Annotated in this window: 16 protein-coding genes; 6 read left to right on the top strand and 10 right to left on the bottom strand. The window is 50.8% G+C overall.

The genetic code is table 11. The annotated features are described in order from the left end of the window. The 3 genes from B157_RS0104385 to B157_RS0104375 all read right to left on the bottom strand — a co-directional run. On the bottom strand, positions 1 to 1,468 hold a 1,468-nt coding region (locus B157_RS0104385), incomplete at its 3' end, for a PKD domain-containing protein (protein ID WP_020602162.1). A 79-nt stretch (positions 1,469 to 1,547) separates the two neighbouring features. Next, positions 1,548 to 2,528: a glycosyltransferase gene (locus B157_RS0104380; protein ID WP_026308486.1), complete on the bottom strand. Its 981-nt coding sequence runs from the start codon at positions 2,526 to 2,528 to the stop codon at positions 1,548 to 1,550. Between the two features lie 315 nt (positions 2,529 to 2,843). Continuing rightward, the gene (locus B157_RS0104375; RefSeq protein WP_020602160.1) at positions 2,844 to 4,343 is read right to left on the bottom strand and encodes a circularly permuted type 2 ATP-grasp protein; all 1,500 of its coding nucleotides are present in this window, start codon (positions 4,341 to 4,343) and stop codon (positions 2,844 to 2,846) included. 281 nt (positions 4,344 to 4,624) lie between these two features. On the opposite strand from B157_RS0104375, the gene B157_RS0104365 reads away from it, so the two are divergent. The 3 genes from B157_RS0104365 to B157_RS0104355 all read left to right on the top strand — a co-directional run bounded on the left by B157_RS0104365 (position 4,625) and on the right by B157_RS0104355 (position 7,228). After that, a complete protein-coding gene (locus B157_RS0104365) occupies positions 4,625 to 5,374 on the top strand; it encodes an acyl-[acyl-carrier-protein] thioesterase (protein WP_020602158.1) in 750 nt (249 codons plus the stop codon). Between the two features lie 21 nt (positions 5,375 to 5,395). Continuing rightward, entirely contained in the window at positions 5,396 to 6,319 is a 924-nt protein-coding gene (locus B157_RS0104360) for a DUF1338 domain-containing protein (RefSeq protein WP_020602157.1), read from the top strand. A gap of 75 nt (positions 6,320 to 6,394) precedes the next feature. Further along, positions 6,395 to 7,228, top strand: coding sequence for a sugar phosphate isomerase/epimerase family protein (locus B157_RS0104355; RefSeq protein ID WP_020602156.1), 834 nt, complete (start codon positions 6,395 to 6,397; stop codon positions 7,226 to 7,228). A 36-nt stretch (positions 7,229 to 7,264) separates the two neighbouring features. Here the strand turns inward: B157_RS0104355 and B157_RS0104350 are convergent, their stop codons facing one another. From B157_RS0104350 to B157_RS0104335, 4 genes are all read right to left on the bottom strand, one after another. Continuing rightward, positions 7,265 to 8,350: an aminotransferase class I/II-fold pyridoxal phosphate-dependent enzyme gene (locus tag B157_RS0104350; protein ID WP_020602155.1), complete on the bottom strand. Its 1,086-nt coding sequence runs from the start codon at positions 8,348 to 8,350 to the stop codon at positions 7,265 to 7,267. Beyond that, entirely contained in the window at positions 8,347 to 9,381 is a 1,035-nt protein-coding gene (locus tag B157_RS0104345; RefSeq protein ID WP_020602154.1) for a dipeptide epimerase, read from the bottom strand. The genes B157_RS0104350 and B157_RS0104345 overlap by 4 nt, the downstream gene beginning before the upstream one ends. A 44-nt stretch (positions 9,382 to 9,425) precedes the next feature. After that, complete coding sequence (locus B157_RS0104340; RefSeq protein WP_020602153.1) at positions 9,426 to 10,073, bottom strand: response regulator transcription factor; 648 nt, start codon at positions 10,071 to 10,073, stop codon at positions 9,426 to 9,428. A gap of 80 nt (positions 10,074 to 10,153) precedes the next feature. After that, positions 10,154 to 10,855 (bottom strand): sensor histidine kinase, encoded by a 702-nt coding sequence (locus B157_RS0104335; RefSeq protein ID WP_157618304.1) that lies wholly within the window; start codon positions 10,853 to 10,855, stop codon positions 10,154 to 10,156. Between the two features lie 851 nt (positions 10,856 to 11,706). Between B157_RS0104335 and B157_RS0104330 the strand changes: the two genes are divergently transcribed. After that, positions 11,707 to 12,258 (top strand): fasciclin domain-containing protein, encoded by a 552-nt coding sequence (locus B157_RS0104330; RefSeq protein WP_020602151.1) that lies wholly within the window; start codon positions 11,707 to 11,709, stop codon positions 12,256 to 12,258. Between the two features lie 96 nt (positions 12,259 to 12,354). Here B157_RS0104330 and B157_RS0104325 read toward each other — a convergent pair whose 3' ends face one another. Next, complete coding sequence (locus B157_RS0104325) at positions 12,355 to 13,341, bottom strand: aldo/keto reductase (RefSeq protein ID WP_020602150.1); 987 nt, start codon at positions 13,339 to 13,341, stop codon at positions 12,355 to 12,357. Between the two features lie 49 nt (positions 13,342 to 13,390). After that, complete coding sequence (locus tag B157_RS0104320) at positions 13,391 to 14,458, bottom strand: Ldh family oxidoreductase (protein WP_026308484.1); 1,068 nt, start codon at positions 14,456 to 14,458, stop codon at positions 13,391 to 13,393. A gap of 103 nt (positions 14,459 to 14,561) precedes the next feature. On the opposite strand from B157_RS0104320, the gene B157_RS0104315 reads away from it, so the two are divergent. Beyond that, on the top strand, positions 14,562 to 15,146 hold the full coding sequence (locus B157_RS0104315) for a hypothetical protein (protein ID WP_041951893.1): 585 nt from the start codon (positions 14,562 to 14,564) through the stop codon (positions 15,144 to 15,146). Between the two features lie 89 nt (positions 15,147 to 15,235). Next, on the top strand, positions 15,236 to 15,811 hold the full coding sequence (locus tag B157_RS0104310) for a DinB family protein (protein WP_020602147.1): 576 nt from the start codon (positions 15,236 to 15,238) through the stop codon (positions 15,809 to 15,811). Between the two features lie 536 nt (positions 15,812 to 16,347). On the opposite strand, the gene B157_RS40380 is transcribed toward B157_RS0104310, so the two are convergent. Continuing rightward, positions 16,348 to 16,488 (bottom strand): transposase, encoded by a 141-nt coding sequence (locus B157_RS40380; RefSeq protein ID WP_084761756.1) that lies wholly within the window; start codon positions 16,486 to 16,488, stop codon positions 16,348 to 16,350. Positions 16,489 to 16,490 lie beyond the last annotated feature (2 nt).

Genomic DNA, 16,490 nt, shown 5'->3' with positions numbered 1-16,490 from the left:
CCACCAGCCGGTAGCCGTAACTGGTGCCCCGGCGAAGGGCGGTGGTGTCGGTGTAGGTGGTGGCCGTGGCGGGTACCTCGGCAATCTTGGTGTAACCCGCCGGGATACCCGTCACACAAGGACCCGGTGGTACTGCATCACAGCCTTCCTTGCGGTAGATGGCGATGGTGGTNCCGGGGTTGCCGCAACTGTAGGCATCCCAGTTGAGCTGCACCGCCCGCCCATTAGCCGTGGCCGTGGGGCGGGCCGTCAGGTTCCGGATGGCGGGTCCCACGATCTGGATGCGGAAGGTCTGGAAGGAGACCAGGGCCGGGGTGGGCTTGGGCGGCACGTCGGCCACCTTGAAGGTCACATCGTAGGGCGCCACCCGAATCTGGCTGCAGTTGGTTTGCCAGTTGAAGATGGCCGTGGCGGGTTGGGCCTGCTGGATGCCGCCCCGGGTCAGGGTGGCGTAGGCGGGCTGAATAAGCTCCCCGGCGGGCAGGGGGGTACCATCCTGGCCAACGTTGAAAACGCCCCCGAAACCCGAAATGATGACCGCCTGTCCGTCGGGGTCGGTGGCCGAGACGGGCTGGTTGATGAGCGTGCCCGCTTCGACGCACAGGTCGGGGATGGGGCCCAGCAGGGGCCGCTTGTTTTTAGAGTCGACGACGATGATCTGCATGTCGCGGGTAATCTCGCCGATAAGCACCCCATTGCGCCATTCTTCAATGATGAAAGCGAAGTTATACTGACCAGGTTCGCCGGGAGCGTCCCAGCAGAGTTCGCCGGTACGGGGGTCGATGGAGAAAGTAGGCGTACCGCCGGCCTCGCTGGCGGTGCTGAAGCGGGTGGGGTCCTGATACACCGGGATATCCCGCCCAACGCAACCGGTGGGAGTGGTGGATGTTTTGGGCACACTGAGTCGATAGGCAAGACTATCCCCATCGGCATCAAAAGCGGCCGGGTTATGGCAGAACTTCTGACCCACTCGGCCCGAATCCAGCGGAGGATTGAGCATCACCGGTGTAGAGTTGGTCAAAAGGGCCGCGTTGATAAGTATCGTGGTCGAGACATAAAAGGGAATATTCTGTGACGAACCCGGCGGGGGCAAATTATTTGTTCCCTGATTTCGATTCTGAACCGTTATGCCGACGGTGTACGCCCCCGGACCGGGATACGTATGCACAACCGTATAGCTGTTGACGGATGATGTATTTCCGTTGATGAACCTTCGACTGCTGCGTCTCACTTCCTGCGTACTGCCGTCACCAAAACAAAAGGTATAGGAGTCGGCCTGATTAGACGCGGCTCTGCCGCCTATTTCGTCGTAATAGGCCGTGAAGGTAATCAGATAGGTAAGTGATGTCTGGGAGATTCGTTTGGTGGTAATCTCACCCGCCCGTACGTGGGTAGCCTGACTGACATGAGGCCACAGGCAGGCACCTAAGAAAAGACAGAAAAGGCCAATCGGGTAAACAAATCGCATTGCAGTATTTGGTTTTCAAGTACAACGATTTCTACCGGCAAAAATGTATTGATTGCCGTCGGCCTTCCGGAAAAGCGGATTAAACTTTATAAAATCCGGGTTGGTTAAACACCGTTCTCCAGAAGAACCGCAGAAATATACCAACCTGCTTCGTAAAAGCCCACTGATTATCGAGTTCAGCCCACGGAAGCCGCCGGTCGCGGAGGTTGACGGCCATCTTCCAGATGAACACAACCGGAATCATGAGTACATAATGCAGCATCAGCACCACATATGCCCCAACGCCGTACTGCTTCCGCACCCATAGCAGCTGTGACACCTGCACCTGCGATTTGAAGCGGTTGATATGCGTTACTACGTACTGTTGATTGTCTTTGTTGCTGCCATATTCCAGATGAACGAACTTCTCGTTTTGCAGTAACAGAAGCCGTCCCTGTTTTCCCAGCCGGTACCCCCATTCTACATCTTCGCCGTACATGAAAAAACTTTCGTCCAGTGCGCCCGCTTTTTCAATAACGGAGGGCCGGGTCATCAGGAAAGCCCCCGACAACCACTCCACCTGGTTGGGGTCGGGATAGTGCGGGTCGGGCATTAGCCGTTGCAGCAATTTTTCGGCTGCTACGCCACCGGGCAGAATGTAGAAAGCCCGGCGCATCTGCCCAAATGTAGTGTACAGATTGGGGCGAACCTGCCGGTCGGCTTGTAACTGAATGGCACTCACGGCGGCCACACCGGGCTGCGTATCAAGCACCTGCACACAGTGGCTCAGGACATCGTCGAGCAGGAGCGTATCCGAATTAAGCAACAGAATATTCCGCCCCTGCGCCTGCCGGATGCCCAGATTATTTGCTCTGGCAAAACCAGCATTGTAGCCCATATCGAACCAGCGCACGGCGGGATAAGCGGCCTGAACGATGGCCTGACTGGCATCTTCAGACTGATTATCAACAATAATTACCTCAAAACTAACGCCAGCCGTATGCTGATAAACCGACTTCAGACAATCCAGAATAAGCTGGGGCGTCTTATAGTTGACAATAATGATACTTAAATCGGTCAAAGCGGGAAGGTTAAACAAGTTAGGGCAAATGTAGCGAGTTTGTAGTTTATGCAATGATGCCGTTTTCTTCCGTCAGACGGTGATTTATTGATTTGATGTAAATAACCGCCGGATTGCGACCACCCCCAACCCCCTCCTAAAACAGGAGGGGGCTACGCTGAAGGGTTCCCTTTTTCAAGTCCCCTCCTGTTTTAGGAGGGGGTTGGGGGTGGTCGCAATCCGGCGAAAAAGCGATTGTTGGTTCGGCGGTTAATTAATTCAAATCAATAAATCACCGTCTGACGGAAGAAAACGGCATCATTGACACTATAAACCTCAATAAAGCACCCATGTATCCTTACCACCTCCTCCCTGCGAGGAGTTCACGACCAGCGACCCTTTGCGCAGGGCCACCCGCGTTAGTCCCCCCGGAATAACGCTAACACTGTCGCCGTACAGGATGTAAGGGCGGAGGTCTACATGACGACCTTCGGCGTGTCCATCGACCAGACAGGGCACCCGTGAGAGCGAAATAGTGGGTTGAGCGATGTAATTGCGCGGATTTTCCCTGATTTTCTGCCGGAATAAATCATGTTCTTCAGGAGTGGCTTTGGGGCCAATCAGCATGCCGTACCCGCCCGCTTCGTTTGCTTCTTTTACCACTAGTTGTTCAATATTCTCCATCACATACTTACAGTCTTCTTCTTCCCGGCAGATGTATGTCCGAACGTTGGGAATGATGGGTTCTTCGTCCAGATAGTACTTGATAATACGCGGCACATAGGCATAAATCACTTTATCGTCGGCAACACCGGTACCGGGGGCATTGGCCAGCGCAACGCGCCCTTTTTTGTACACCTCAAAAATGCCCGGCACCCCAATCATCGAATCGGGATTGAAAGCCTCCGGGTCTAGGAACGTATCGTCGATACGCCGGTAAATGACATCGACAATCTGAAATCCTTTCGTCGTACGCATTTTAACGTACCCACCCGATACCACCAGATCCCGGGCTTCCACCAGTTCCACCCCCATTTGCTGGGCCAGGTAAGAATGTTCAAAATAGGCTGAGTTATAAATACCCGGCGTCAGGACAACTACGGTTGGGTTGGGCCGGTCGGCAATGAACTGGAGCATCTGGAGCAGCCGCATCGGGTAATCGGACACGGGGCGAACCCCCGTTTGGGTCAATACTTCAGGAAATGTCTGCTTGATCAGTTCCCGGTTTTCCAGCATATACGACACCCCCGACGGGCAACGGAGATTGTCTTCAAGTACCATGTACTGACCATCATCACCCCGAATCAAATCCGTACCGGTTATGTGGCACCAGATACCTTTGGGAGGCTTTACACCCAGACAAGCCGGTAAAAATGATTTACTGGATTCAATCAGGTCACGCGGAACGATGCCATCGTCCAGAATTTTCTGGTCATTATACACATCGTCCAGAAACATATTGATTGCCTTGATACGCTGAATAAGACCGGCTTCCAGCTGATTCCATTCCGCCGATTCAATAACGCGGGGAATAATATCAATCGGCATAATCCGTTCCGTACCTTCTCCTTCCGAGTACACGTTGAACGTAATACCCATGCTCATCAGCGCCCGTTCGGCCGCGTGCTGCCGCCCCACCAGGTCTTTGCGGGTCATTTGCTCCACCCGTTGCTGAAAGGGTACATACCCTTCCCGAACCTGCGTTTCGGTGGCAAACATCTCGTCAAAGAAATTATCGGTCTGATAATCAGCAAATGAAAAGTTAGCCGTAGACTGTCCCTGCGACTGAGTCATGCCTTTGAGCGATTGTGATTGGCGGGCGTTTTGTTTCTTCATGGAACAATATATGTACAGACGGCAAAGATGCCAAACAGTCTTTCGAATTGTACGGTTTTATACAAATAAAAAACAATCTTGTGCTGAATGAATTCATGATTGAACATTTTTTCATCGAATTGGAGTGAAAACGTTCGCGATAAACACCTTTTACAGGTGAAGGACTCCTGATGGAACTACGCTGTTGCGACTCGATGAAGAGTAATCGTCAATCCTGTTTTCTGCTACCCAAAACGAGCTTTTCACGTCGCACCTACTCCACCGTCCGTTACCTTTGTCGTATGGCCTTTATCCAGACAGATACCTTTACCGTTCGTGGCTACGAATGCGATGCATCCGGGCGAATGAGCATTCCGGCACTAATGAATATGATGCAGGAATCGGCCAACCGAAATGCGCTCGATTACGGCATTGGCATTGCTGATTTGGCAAAGCGGGGGGTTGGCTGGATGCTCATGCGCTTTCAACTGCGGATGCATCAGTACCCGCGCTACGGCGAGACTATTCGCATAGTCACCTACCCAACCAAGGTGGAGAAGTATTTTATCTACCGCGACTTTCGGGTACTGGCCGGGGATGACACGCTACTCGCCGAAGCAAGCAGTACATGGCTCGTTTTCAGCATTGAAAAACGAACGATGGTACCGATGCCCGATTTCATTCGTAGCCTGAATCCCCCAACGGGTCTGCCCCATCTACCTAAATTACCACTCAAACCCGACTTTCAGTCAGCCCCTTTTACACCAACTCAAACGAAGGAAAGCGTAGTAGGCTGGCTAAGTATCGACCAGAATCAGCACGTCAACAACGTAGCGTATGTCGAGTGGTTGCTCGAGACCGTTGATAATGAAACACTACGAACGAAAAAATTAACCGAAATTGATTTAGTTTACCGGACCGAAAGCCACTGGGGGGATTCCGTCCAGATACAATCTGCCATTGAAACCCCGCAGACATTCCTGCACCGGATTGTTCACACCGAATCGGGCAAAGATATGCTGCTGGCCCGGAGTCGGTGGGAAACGAATTGATGGATAACAAACTACTATTTTATGCTAACGACTTCCTCACAAACACCCCTCGACACCGTGCTGAACGGCTTGATGCGCCGGTACAGCGAGCGCGTACCCGACGTACAAAATGTGTTCAACGCTATGCTGGATGCCGGTATCATTCAATCGGCGGGCGACGTGGAGAATGACCACGTTGCCTTCCGAACCATGGGCGTGCCAAATCTGGGGCTGGCTTCTTTCGAGAAAGTATTCCTGCATTATGGCTACGAACGCCGGGATGAGTATAACTTCATCGAGAAGAAATTAACGGCCTACTGGTACGCACCACCGGAACCCCATTATCCCCGAATCTTTGCCAGCGAACTCCGCGTCGATGATCTGTCATCCGAAGCACAGCGCATAATCCACCGCTACACCAGCAGCGTAAACAGCGACCCGGTTGATGCGCTGAATCTGGACGATGGAGCAGCGGTCGACCAGTTTCTACATCAGCCGCTCTGGAAAACGCCCACGTTGTCTGATTACAAAACCCTGCTTCAGGAAAGTGAATACGCGGCCTGGGTGATTTATAACCGATACTACCTGAACCACTTCACCATCAGCGTCCATAACCTCAAGCCGGGCTATAACACCATCGAGGAGTTTGTGCAGTTTCTGGAAAATCGGGGGTTCCGGCTCAACTCGGCGGGAGGTACCATCAAAATCAGCCCGGACGAGAATTTACGTCAGGCATCCACCGTAGCCCAACTGATCGACGCTGAATTTGCCGGAGGTGCAGGATTGCCTGCCGACATATACCGCATTGCGGGTTCCTACGTTGAATTCGCCGAACGGCGGGTGTTGCCCCAGTTTCAGCATCTACCCGCCAGTCAGCTTGCCCGGAAACACCGGCGCGAAGGGTTCGAAACGGGTAACGCCGACAAGATTTTTGAAAGTACGTTTACGACCCAAACGGGTAAATAGTCGCCCGTATCTGGTTTACCGTTTACGATAGATTACTATCACCAGACACTGTACAATACTAGCCTGATTCTGATAATGAGAAACGTATACTTCCTTCTCCCCTTCCTGTTCCTGGGCAATCTGGCGGCACTGGCTCAGAAACCCGCACCCGTTGGCATAGAGCTATACAGTTTTCGCGACCAGTTTGCCAAAGATGTGCCGGGCACCATGGCGAAAGTAAAGCAGATGGGCTTTCGGGAGGCTGAAATTGCCGGAACGTACGGGCTTAGTTTGACCGACTTCCGAACATTACTGGACGAGAACAAGATCAAAGCCATCAGTACCGGAGCAAGCTATGAGGACCTGGACTCAAACGTGCCCAAAGTGATAGCCGAAGCCAAAGCCCTGGGGGCTAAATACGTCGTTTGTGCCTGGATTCCGCATGCTGGTGATGCGTTTACCATTTACGATGCAGATCGGGCCGTAGACGTATTCAATACGGCCGGTAAACTCTTGGCCGACAATGACCTGACCTTATGCTACCACACCCATGGGTACGAGTTTCAAACCTATAAAGACGGCACTTTTTTCGATTATCTGGCCGAAAATCTCGACCCGAAATCGGTCCGTTTCGAGATGGATGTTTTCTGGGTAAAAATGCCCGGCTACGACCCGGTAGCCTTGTTACAGAAGTACCCGAAACGGTTTGCGCTCATGCACCTCAAAGATCGTAAACCCGGTACCCCCGATAGTCAGAATGGCCGTGCCGACGTAGAATCGAACGTTGTGCTGGGTAAGGGCGATGTAGGCATTGCGGCCATAATGAAACAGGCCAAAAAATCGGGAGTGAAGCACTTTTTCATTGAAGACGAATCCTCACGCTCGATGGAGCAGGTTCCGCAAAGTCTGGATTTTCTGCGGTCGCTGTAACATACTTATCAGCATCCCGAACGGCAGTATCTTTCGTCAGTCGGCTTCCAGAAAGGTATAAACCTGTCTGGCCAGTTGTTCAATATCGCCGGGTTCGTGAAAGGTACTAATCACGATGCGGGTATTGGCCCGGTCGGACGCGGTTGGGTAGGCGAACGAGTAAATACAGATACCTTTCTGAAGCAGGTAAGGATATAAGCCATCCTGCTCCGTAAAAAAAACCGGATACCCACCGGCGTGTTGAAAGAGGCCCGTTGGCAGAAGTAATTCTTCCGCCAGACGGATATTTTTGCGAAGCCGTTCTCCTGCTTCGGCATACACAATATCCGCCTTCATGAAAGCCGACAAACAGGCGGGAGCCATGGGGGAGCAGGCACCGAAAAAGGCGGTTTTACGGATTTCGGCTATCGTTGCTACATCACTGAATACTGCCCCACCCGGCAACCCCATTGCCTTAGCCAGTGAAGCTGTAACAACCAGCCTGACGTTCGGTTTCTTCGGAAGTTGCGGCCAGATACCCCGCCCGTTATTCAACACGCCTAATCCATGCGAATCATCTACAACGAGGGTAATGTCCCGGTCGTCGGGTAAGTTTCCGACCCAATCGAAGTCGAAGTAAACCGAACGAACGGCATCGAGCGAGTTGACCAGAATGGCTACGGGGCCGGTAGGAAACGTCGTAAGTTGGTCGGTTACCTGTGCGGCCCAATGGGCAAATGCCCCGGTGGGCAGACTAACGACCGGCTCGTGCCAGAGTGCGGGGTGCGTATGGGGTCCGTAAATAATTGAAATACCCTGCCCCCGTAACCAGTTGCTGACGACCTGACCCGCCATCATGCCCGATGAAAGAGTCAGGGCGGTTAGTTTGTCTGTAATGAAAGCAGCCAATTTTGCTTCGGCTTCCTCATAGATTCCGAGTCGTAAATTCCCGTTGCGCGAACTGCCAAAAACAGTACCATATCGACGAGTGGCGTCAATCATCAATTGCTGAAAAACCGGATTTTGCGGCAGACCCAGGTATGCCGTACCGCTGAAGAAGCGATATAACTTTTCGTGGTGCTCAATAGTGCGGCCCGGAAGGTGATCGACCGTAAAAACTGCCTGTTGCCCTGATTCGCTCATGCTGCCGACTGTTCATACGGTAACAGCCGAACACCCGTTCCGTTTTCGGTTGCGTACACCACCCGGCCATAATCGAAGGTAACACCCGCTGCGGGGTCGTTGGCAATGAGCATGGCCCCATCAAGGTCGGCATAGTCGAGGAGCGGCAGTAACTGAGCGATGGCCGAAATACCCACGCTCGATTCGGTCATGCAGCCGACCATAACCCGCAAGTTCAACGCACGGGCGCGGGCAATCATCCGCCGGGCGGGGGTCAGGCCTCCACACTTGGTTAGTTTGATGTTTACACCATGAAAATAGCCCGCGCATCGGTCAACGTCTGATTCTACAATGCAGCTTTCGTCGGCAATAATAGGCAGTACTGATTGCTGATACACTTTTTTAGCCCCTTCCCAATCATTGGCAGGCAGGGGCTGTTCGATAAACTCGACGTCTAAATCACGCAGCTGAATCGATTTTGCAATCGCTTCAGCTGCCGACCACCCACAATTGGCATCGACCCGGAAAACTGCATCGGTGTGCTGCCTTAATGTCCGCACGAGTTCGATATCTTCAGCCGGTCGGCCGAGTTTTATCTTGTAGAGTGGCCAGGGACGCTCCTGCATTTTCTCCACCATTCGCTCCGGTGTGTCGAGCCCAATGGTGTAATCGCTAATGGGACTATTTTCGGGGTCAAGCTGCCAGCATTTGTAGAGCGGCTGACCCTGTTTTTTTGCCCACAAATCCCAGGCGGCCTGATCGAGGGCACACTGCGCAAACGGGTTGTCGGCAAAATGCGGGTGCATAGCAGCCCAGAATTGCTCAGGATCGACTAAATCATAGCCTTCGATTATACTGCGAATGGCTTCCAGCGAGGCTACCATACCACCAATCGTGATGCCGTAGTAGCGGGTGGCGGTAGCTTCACCAAAGCCGCTGAATGGGCCATCGCGAAGTTCAACAATCAGCGTGGGCTGCACATCCCGGCTGTCGTGCGCAATGGTAAACGTATGCTTCAGGCGAAGATCGACCCGATGAAAAAACAACTGCATGGATCTGGCGATTTCCTGCAAAGATAGCCCTCATTTCGGGATCCCTACAGTTCGATCAGGCCAAGACGCAACGCTTCCAGTATCATGCCCGTCTTACTTTTCACATTCAGTTTCTGGAACAAAACCTCCCGATACCCGTCTACGGTTCGTGGGGCTACGCACATTATATCGGCAATTTCCGTGTAGGTCAGGTCACTACAGGCTAGTTTAAGGAAAGTAAGTTCACGCTCGTTAAGAAGTGGTTTTGGCATGGTGCCATTCTTGTCTCCGGGGGCCAGATTGCGGATTAGTTTATTGGTCAGGAAGTCGGAGTAATGGAATCCTTTTTTACTGACATCGTCCAGTGCCAGCCGCAACTCCGACGGGCGGCACCCTTTCAGCAAGTAACCCCGAACGCCAAACCGAACCATCCTGGCCACATCTTCTTCCCGGTCGAACATGGAAAGCACAATTATTTTTACGTCGGGATGATGTTGCTGCAAATACTGGGCGGTCTCGAACCCATTCATTTCGGGCATGTTGATATCCAGCAGAACGATATCAGGAATCTGCTTCCGATTCAGGTGACGGAGCAAATCCCGACCATTCTCTGCTACGTACAGCACGTCGTAGCCCTCAATTCTCTGAATAAGATCGGACAGGGCCTGAGCCAGCAGGCTATGGTCATCAGCGATGGCAATGGTGGTGGTCATAAATCGTAGTGCGGGTTATCAATGTGGCTGAAAGGTAGCCGGTTAACCTGCTATCTACAATACCCCGATTGGGGTATTTTTCATTGGGCAGGCTGGTGTGGCAGCGTAATGCAAACACGCGTTCCGGCACCCGGCTGCGAGTCGATGGTGCAGGTTCCGCCCAATAGCTGGGCGCGTTGGCGTAAATTATGAAGCCCTGACCCTGAATGACTTAATTTCCGGGCGACTACTTCCGTCTGGTCGAAACCCTGCCCATCGTCGGCAATGCTGAGGGAGAAGGCATCGGGTTGATAATCAGCTTCGATGGTGAGGTTTTTGGCTCGGGCATGCTTCAGGGCATTATTAAGCGACTCCTGCGCCATCCGAAACAGAATAATCCCGGATTCGTCGCTAAGCGCATAGGGTTGCCCCAATACCTGCAAATTCGTCTGGTAGCGCCCCGTTTGCCGGATTCGTTCCAGCTCAAGGTTCAGGCTTTCGATTAACCCAAATCGCTTCACGGTACTTTTGTCCAGCGTTTTACTGAGTTGCCGTACCGCCGTAATAGTTCCTTCAATACTCTCCACCATCCGCCGAACCGTCGATTGGTGGGCAGATTGCGCTAGTTCCTCTTCCAGCCCATTCAGGTGCAGCATGGCTACCGACAGCATCTGTCCAATGTTATCATGCAGTTCCTGCCCTACATATTCAAGTGTTTGGTTCTGCGTTTCGAGCTGTGACTGGAGAAGTTCGCGCTGGTAAGTTTCTCTAGCTTCTGCCAGGTCTTGTCGATGTTTAAACATCCGTTTTTGGTATACGAAGAAAAAGGAAGTAAGAAATGTCACCAACAGCAGCATCAGTAACGTTCCTGCAATTATGGCTGTGCTAATTTCTCCTGCCCCATTTTCCATATAAATCCTAAAATGAACAGCCCATACTAAAGGTTCGAGTGTTAGCGTGTCAATAAGGCAAAAGATAAAAAATGCCAATAGAGGTATATAGTAGTAAGAAAAGAGTCTCGACAGAACACAATGCTACGAAGGGCATCCAGCAGGGTAAAAGACCATGTTTACTAGCCAACTCTGTAGGAATGATAAGTGCCATATACTACAATTTTTTAAGGTTAATGGATGTACCAAGCGAACGTAGCATTTAAGACAGACTAATAAAAACTACTCAAACAGTTTCGATTCGATAGGCCTAGAAAAAACTACTGATAATCAATAATTTATCCAGTAAGCAGCGATCACTTTCTTGGTAACCACCCTCAAAATACGGGAAAATTACCGTATCCGGCACGGACCTTTACCCGCCCCAATTCGGTGGCATCTCCCCTACCAGAGCATTCATTCAAACAGCAACTTTGTAGCGTCGTTTCTATCCACCCCACTTTCCTGAAGTCAGTTCCGCCGGGCAATTGTCCGGCGGTCTGTTTTTAAATATATCCTGATTTATATTTTTTTTATTTCAATAGTTAACTACCTGAATACCTGTTAATTACATATTATTTTCTCTATTTTTCAATCCAGACACATCCATAGTTGCGTAGATTGAGCTGTACGATTGAACATTCTGCTTAGACGTACGGTAAAGTACGGGTACACAAACAAAAAGTACAGTTTCACAAACTAAACGAAACAAAAAAAGTAAGAAAATGAAAGCAATTAAACTCACATTAGCATTAGTTAGTCTGTTGGCTATCAGCCAGGTATCATTTGCCCAGGAGAAAACAGTAATGGTTGGTGGTGCCGCGATGTACCCATCTAAAAACATTATTGAGAACGCCGTAAACTCGAAAGATCACACGACGCTGGTAGCGGCAGTAAAAGCAGCTGGTCTGGTTGAGACGCTGTCGAGTGCTGGTCCATTCACGGTATTTGCTCCAACGAACAAAGCGTTCGACAAACTACCAAAAGGTACTGTTGAAACACTGGTGAAGCCAGAAAACAAAGCTACGCTGACCAAGATTTTGACCTACCACGTTGTAGCGGGTAAAGTAAGTGCAGCCGATCTCATCAAAATGATCACAGATGGCGGTGGCAAAGCCGAAGTTAAAACCGTTGAAGGTGGTACGCTAACGGCCATGGTGAAAGGCAAGAAAGTAGTGTTGACAGACGCCAAAGGTGGTACATCGACGGTTACTATCGCCGACGTAAATCAATCCAACGGTGTGATTCACGTAATTGACACGGTTCTGATGCCTTAATTGGCTTCTCTGATTTATTCAACCTTGCAAAAACGCCCGACCAGTATTGGTCGGGCGTTTTTGCGATTTTACGTTTATTCCTAACAGGCACCTTTCTTACCACCGGTAATGAACGGGGTTCTTAATGTACGTATCGTACACTTTTTTTACAGCAGTCATCTGTTCTGATGAAGGGGCCGGCCGTTCTGAGGCCTGTACATTAGAGATGAGGTGTTCCGGCTTCGAAGCCCCCGGAATAATGCAGCTTACAGCATCAAAAGTCAGAATCCAGCGTAGGGCATCGGGGGCTAAAGTAACGTCGTCTGGAAAAATAGTTCGTAGCTCGTCAACGGCGGCCAGGCCCGTTTCATAGTCCACTCCCGAAAACGTTTCGCCCTGATCGAAGGCTGCGCCCTGCCGGTTAAAATTCCGGTGGTCATCGGCCGAAAAACGCGTATCCGAGCCAAACTTACCCGTGAGCAATCCGCTCGCCAGCGGCACCCGTACAATGATGCCTACGTTGCGCCGGGCGGCTTCTGTGAAAAATAGTTCGGCCGGTCGCTGACGGAACATGTTAAAGATAATCTGTACCGTCGTTACGTTCGGGAATTCAATGGCTTTTAAGCCCTCCTCCACTTTCTCAACGCTGACACCCAGATGCTGAATTTTGCCTTCCTCTTTCAATCGGTCGAACAGTTCGAAGATTTCTGGTCGATAGTAGACATCGGTTGGCGGGCAGTGTAGTTGAATCAGGTCGAGCGTTTCCAGGCCCATGTTTCGCAAACTGTCTTCGACAAAAGCCCGAAGCACGGAGGGCTGATAGGCTTCATTGGTGTGCGGCTGCAACCGCCGACCGCATTTGGTGGCAACATAGATACGCTCTGAACGGGAGCGCACCAGCCGTCCAACGGCTTTTTCACTTTCGCCATCGCCGTATACATCGGCCGTGTCGATAAAATTGATGCCCGCATGCACGGCATTGTTAAGAATCTGGTCGGCATTAGTGTGGCTAAAGGGTTCGCCCCATTTACCCCCTACCTGCCAGGTGCCCAGGCTGATTTCAGAAATGGTAAAGCCCGTTTTGCCCAGTGTGCGATAATTCATGAGAATGGAGTACGTAAAATTTGATAATTCGTTGACATCTGTCGGTTTTTTACAATTTTATTCCAAAGCGTTCGCCCAGTTCTTCCAGACTTTTCATGACGGGTTCAACCACCGGAATACCGTTGGCCAGCCGCTCTGCTTCCATCATCCGCTCCGGGTCGCCGGGAATCAACACCTGCTTCCCTTCAACAGCTTTAGCCTGTCGAAATCGTTGAATCCAAGTATCCATATGGGTTTTAAACTCATCGGCAGGCCGGAAGGCATCAATGCGCATGGCTCCGAAGAAATGGCCGGTGCCTACGCCCACCCCTTCGTTGGCCTGCATAAATCCGGCCGTAGCGAAGGGCGGTACCCAAGGGCCATAATTAGCACCGGACAGCACGCCCGAAAAAATATCGACAATAGCACCCAGCCCGTACCCTTTATGCGAACCATGCTCCCGGTCGGTGCCGAGGGGTAATAAAGCACCCCCATTACGGATGGCATTGGCATCGTGCGTTGGCTGGCCTTCGGCATCCTGCGCCCAGCCCGCCGGTATATCCTGACCTTTCCGCTGCAAAATTTCCAGTTTGCCGTACGCTACAGCTGTTGACGCGAAATCGGCCAGAAATGTAGGTTCAGTAGCGGCTGGTATGGCTACCGCAATAGGGTTGGTGCCCAGTAACTTATCCAGCGAAAAGGTGGGCGCTACCAGCGGGGCAGCATGGGTCATGGCCTGTCCAATCATATCGTGTTCCGTGGCCAGCAACGCATGATAGCCCGCAATGCCGAAGTGATTGGAATTTCTCACCGCTACCCAGCCCGTTCCAGCCACGCGGGCTTTGTCGATGGCTACCTGCATAGCCCAGGGGCCAACAACCAGGCCCAGCCCCCGGTCGCCATCCACTACTGCCGTCGATGGGGTTTCGTGAACGACGCGAATATGAGGCTGAGGGTTAATCCGTCCGTTGTCGTACAATCGGATGTAACCCGGCAAACGCGCCACGCCGTGCGAATCGACGCCCCTCAGGTCAGCACTAACCAGCACATCAGCAGCCAGGAGGGCATCGGTTTCAGAACAGCCGATAGCCATAAAAATCTGTTCGGTAAACGTTCGGAGTTGATTGGCAGTCATCATGCCTGCAAACTTAGCTAACCCTGAGCGAATGGTTAAATTTTTCTAAAAATTAGGCAATCTACCGTATTTTTCATGTTATTGGAGAACCTACTCTCCATTTGCGATGAAGTTAAAACTTGCCTTCCTGTTTAGTATCGTCTTTTTATACTCATTTAGAGACCCGGTGTTTGCGCAGCCGCGTGATACGCTCACGACGGAGCAACTGCTACAACGAAAAGGAACGGCCTACACGGCTTTACTCCGCCCCTCCCGATACCTGGCCCTGGATGTAAATCACGCGCTTGGCGGTTTCCATCGCTATCGTTTCTTCGTTGGTGACGAACTACATTTCAAAGCACGAGGGGAAAAATATAACGAGCAGCTTTACGATGTAACGGATAGCACGTTTAGTATTCTGATGGCCAATGAAATTATGAATCGTGACGAGCCCGTAACCTTTCGGCTGGATGAAGTGGAAAAAGTGTTATTGCATCGCCGTATTCCGTTCGTAACGGCGGCCGGCACCATTTTCCCCATTGCAGGTGGGGTTTATCTGTTAGCCGATATCGTAAACAATCGGGGATTTTATAGTAACACCCTTCCCGTCGTGGGCATATTGGCGGGCAGTGGTCTGCTGTTTCACTTCATCAGCAACCCGCACATTCGGATAAACAAAAATCACCGGCTTAAAGTGTTGCGTACGTATTGATAAACGGGCTCAGCAACGGCCAATCGGATGAAGCAATTTACGTTAAATTTGCCCGCTGAAACAGTTCAGAAAATCACGATTAGTAAACGATGGAAAATCGCCCACCCACCGAAATAACCGGTCCCTTTACCAGTGAGGATCGGGCTTATGCTATCGACATTTTAAAAACGACGCAGTCTGCCATCCATCAATCGCTCGAAGGGTTATCGGACCACCAGCTTTCCTACAAACCCAGTGCAGAGCGATGGTCTATTACTGCTTGTGTAGAACACATTGCCCTGGTTGAAAGTCGTCTTTTTAAGGGTGTTCAATTGGGCATGGAGACCCCGGTCAATCCGGAAAAACGAGCTGAAATAAGCGTATCAGACGTGGATGTTATCAAAGCAATGCGCAGTCGGAAGAATGCCCGGCTGGCTCCTGCCGGTACTGAACCAACGGGGCAGTTTGGCGACGCTGCCGGAGCACTGCAAGCCTTCGATCAACTTCGCGATGCCATCATTGACTTTAGTCAAAACACCCAGGAAGACCTGAGGACGCACTACTTTGACAATAAGATTTTTGGTACGATTGATATTTTTCAGGCTTTACTTATGATAGCCAACCATTCGGAGCGACACCGCAAGCAGATCGAAGAAATTAAAGCAGATGCCGGATTTCCGCAGTAGCGTATGAAAGCCTGCAAACCAGCCATCCACATTAGTTACCTTTTTATATTTTTCATAAACTAATAATCTTCATTTGTAGCCTATCATGGGTTAAGCCAGTGCTGGTCTCTGATTGTGCTATCTGGCACTAATCCACACCCGCCACTCCTCACGCCAGACTATTGTAAGGCTTTTTTCGGCCTGGGTCGCTCAAGCCTTTGTATTTTTCAACGTGCTTTCTCCAGCCACAACTTCTCGGCCGTAATGGAAACAGCACCTGTTGTATTCTTCCATTTCAGCAGTCTCATCCTGTCATTCCATTAAGGACTTAGTTCCGTTTTTCATTTCTGTTATAACATAAATGAAAAACTTTATAATGCTGATTTTCATTAGCTTTTTATGGATAGTCGGGAACGAAAACTACGGCTGGATTCCGGGTTCGTGTAGTGGATTCTGTTACCGTAAAATTTATTTTATTTGATAATAGTAGTTTATTTTACCTCACCCTTTTTAAATATACTTAAATAATTAATTTGGTACTCTGACAATTCTTGTGGTCAGATGGCTTGGGCTAGTACTCTGAGCCGAAGATGAGCGAAATTTGGTAGCCCATAACTGATCCGTTTGACATACCGAATCACATTATTGAGTCCCTCGGTAACGGCATTGGTCAACTGCTCATGCCCATAATTGGCGATCG

This window comes from Spirosoma spitsbergense DSM 19989 (assembly GCF_000374085.1).
Classification (GTDB): domain Bacteria; phylum Bacteroidota; class Bacteroidia; order Cytophagales; family Spirosomataceae; genus Spirosoma; species Spirosoma spitsbergense.
The sequence above is the reverse complement of the archived record's forward strand: the minus strand, read 5'-3'. Positions and strand labels throughout refer to the sequence as shown.

Bases quoted from the DNA above. Each gene is read 5' to 3' on its own strand.
- B157_RS0104310 (WP_020602147.1), top strand. From the start codon at position 15,236: ATGGAAAATCGCCCACCCACCGAAATAACCGGTCCCTTTACCAGTGAG.
- B157_RS0104345 (WP_020602154.1), bottom strand. From the start codon at position 9,381: ATGCAGTTGTTTTTTCATCGGGTCGATCTTCGCCTGAAGCATACGTTT.
- B157_RS0104325 (WP_020602150.1), bottom strand. From the start codon at position 13,341: ATGAATTATCGCACACTGGGCAAAACGGGCTTTACCATTTCTGAAATC.
- B157_RS0104355 (WP_020602156.1), top strand. From the start codon at position 6,395: ATGAGAAACGTATACTTCCTTCTCCCCTTCCTGTTCCTGGGCAATCTG.
- B157_RS0104350 (WP_020602155.1), bottom strand. From the start codon at position 8,350: ATGAGCGAATCAGGGCAACAGGCAGTTTTTACGGTCGATCACCTTCCG.
- B157_RS0104365 (WP_020602158.1), top strand. From the start codon at position 4,625: ATGGCCTTTATCCAGACAGATACCTTTACCGTTCGTGGCTACGAATGC.
- B157_RS0104360 (WP_020602157.1), top strand. From the start codon at position 5,396: ATGCTAACGACTTCCTCACAAACACCCCTCGACACCGTGCTGAACGGC.
- B157_RS0104375 (WP_020602160.1), bottom strand. From the start codon at position 4,343: ATGAAGAAACAAAACGCCCGCCAATCACAATCGCTCAAAGGCATGACT.
- B157_RS0104320 (WP_026308484.1), bottom strand. From the start codon at position 14,458: ATGATGACTGCCAATCAACTCCGAACGTTTACCGAACAGATTTTTATG.
- B157_RS0104315 (WP_041951893.1), top strand. From the start codon at position 14,562: ATGAAGTTAAAACTTGCCTTCCTGTTTAGTATCGTCTTTTTATACTCA.
- B157_RS0104330 (WP_020602151.1), top strand. From the start codon at position 11,707: ATGAAAGCAATTAAACTCACATTAGCATTAGTTAGTCTGTTGGCTATC.
- B157_RS0104335 (WP_157618304.1), bottom strand. From the start codon at position 10,855: ATGTTTAAACATCGACAAGACCTGGCAGAAGCTAGAGAAACTTACCAG.
- B157_RS0104340 (WP_020602153.1), bottom strand. From the start codon at position 10,073: ATGACCACCACCATTGCCATCGCTGATGACCATAGCCTGCTGGCTCAG.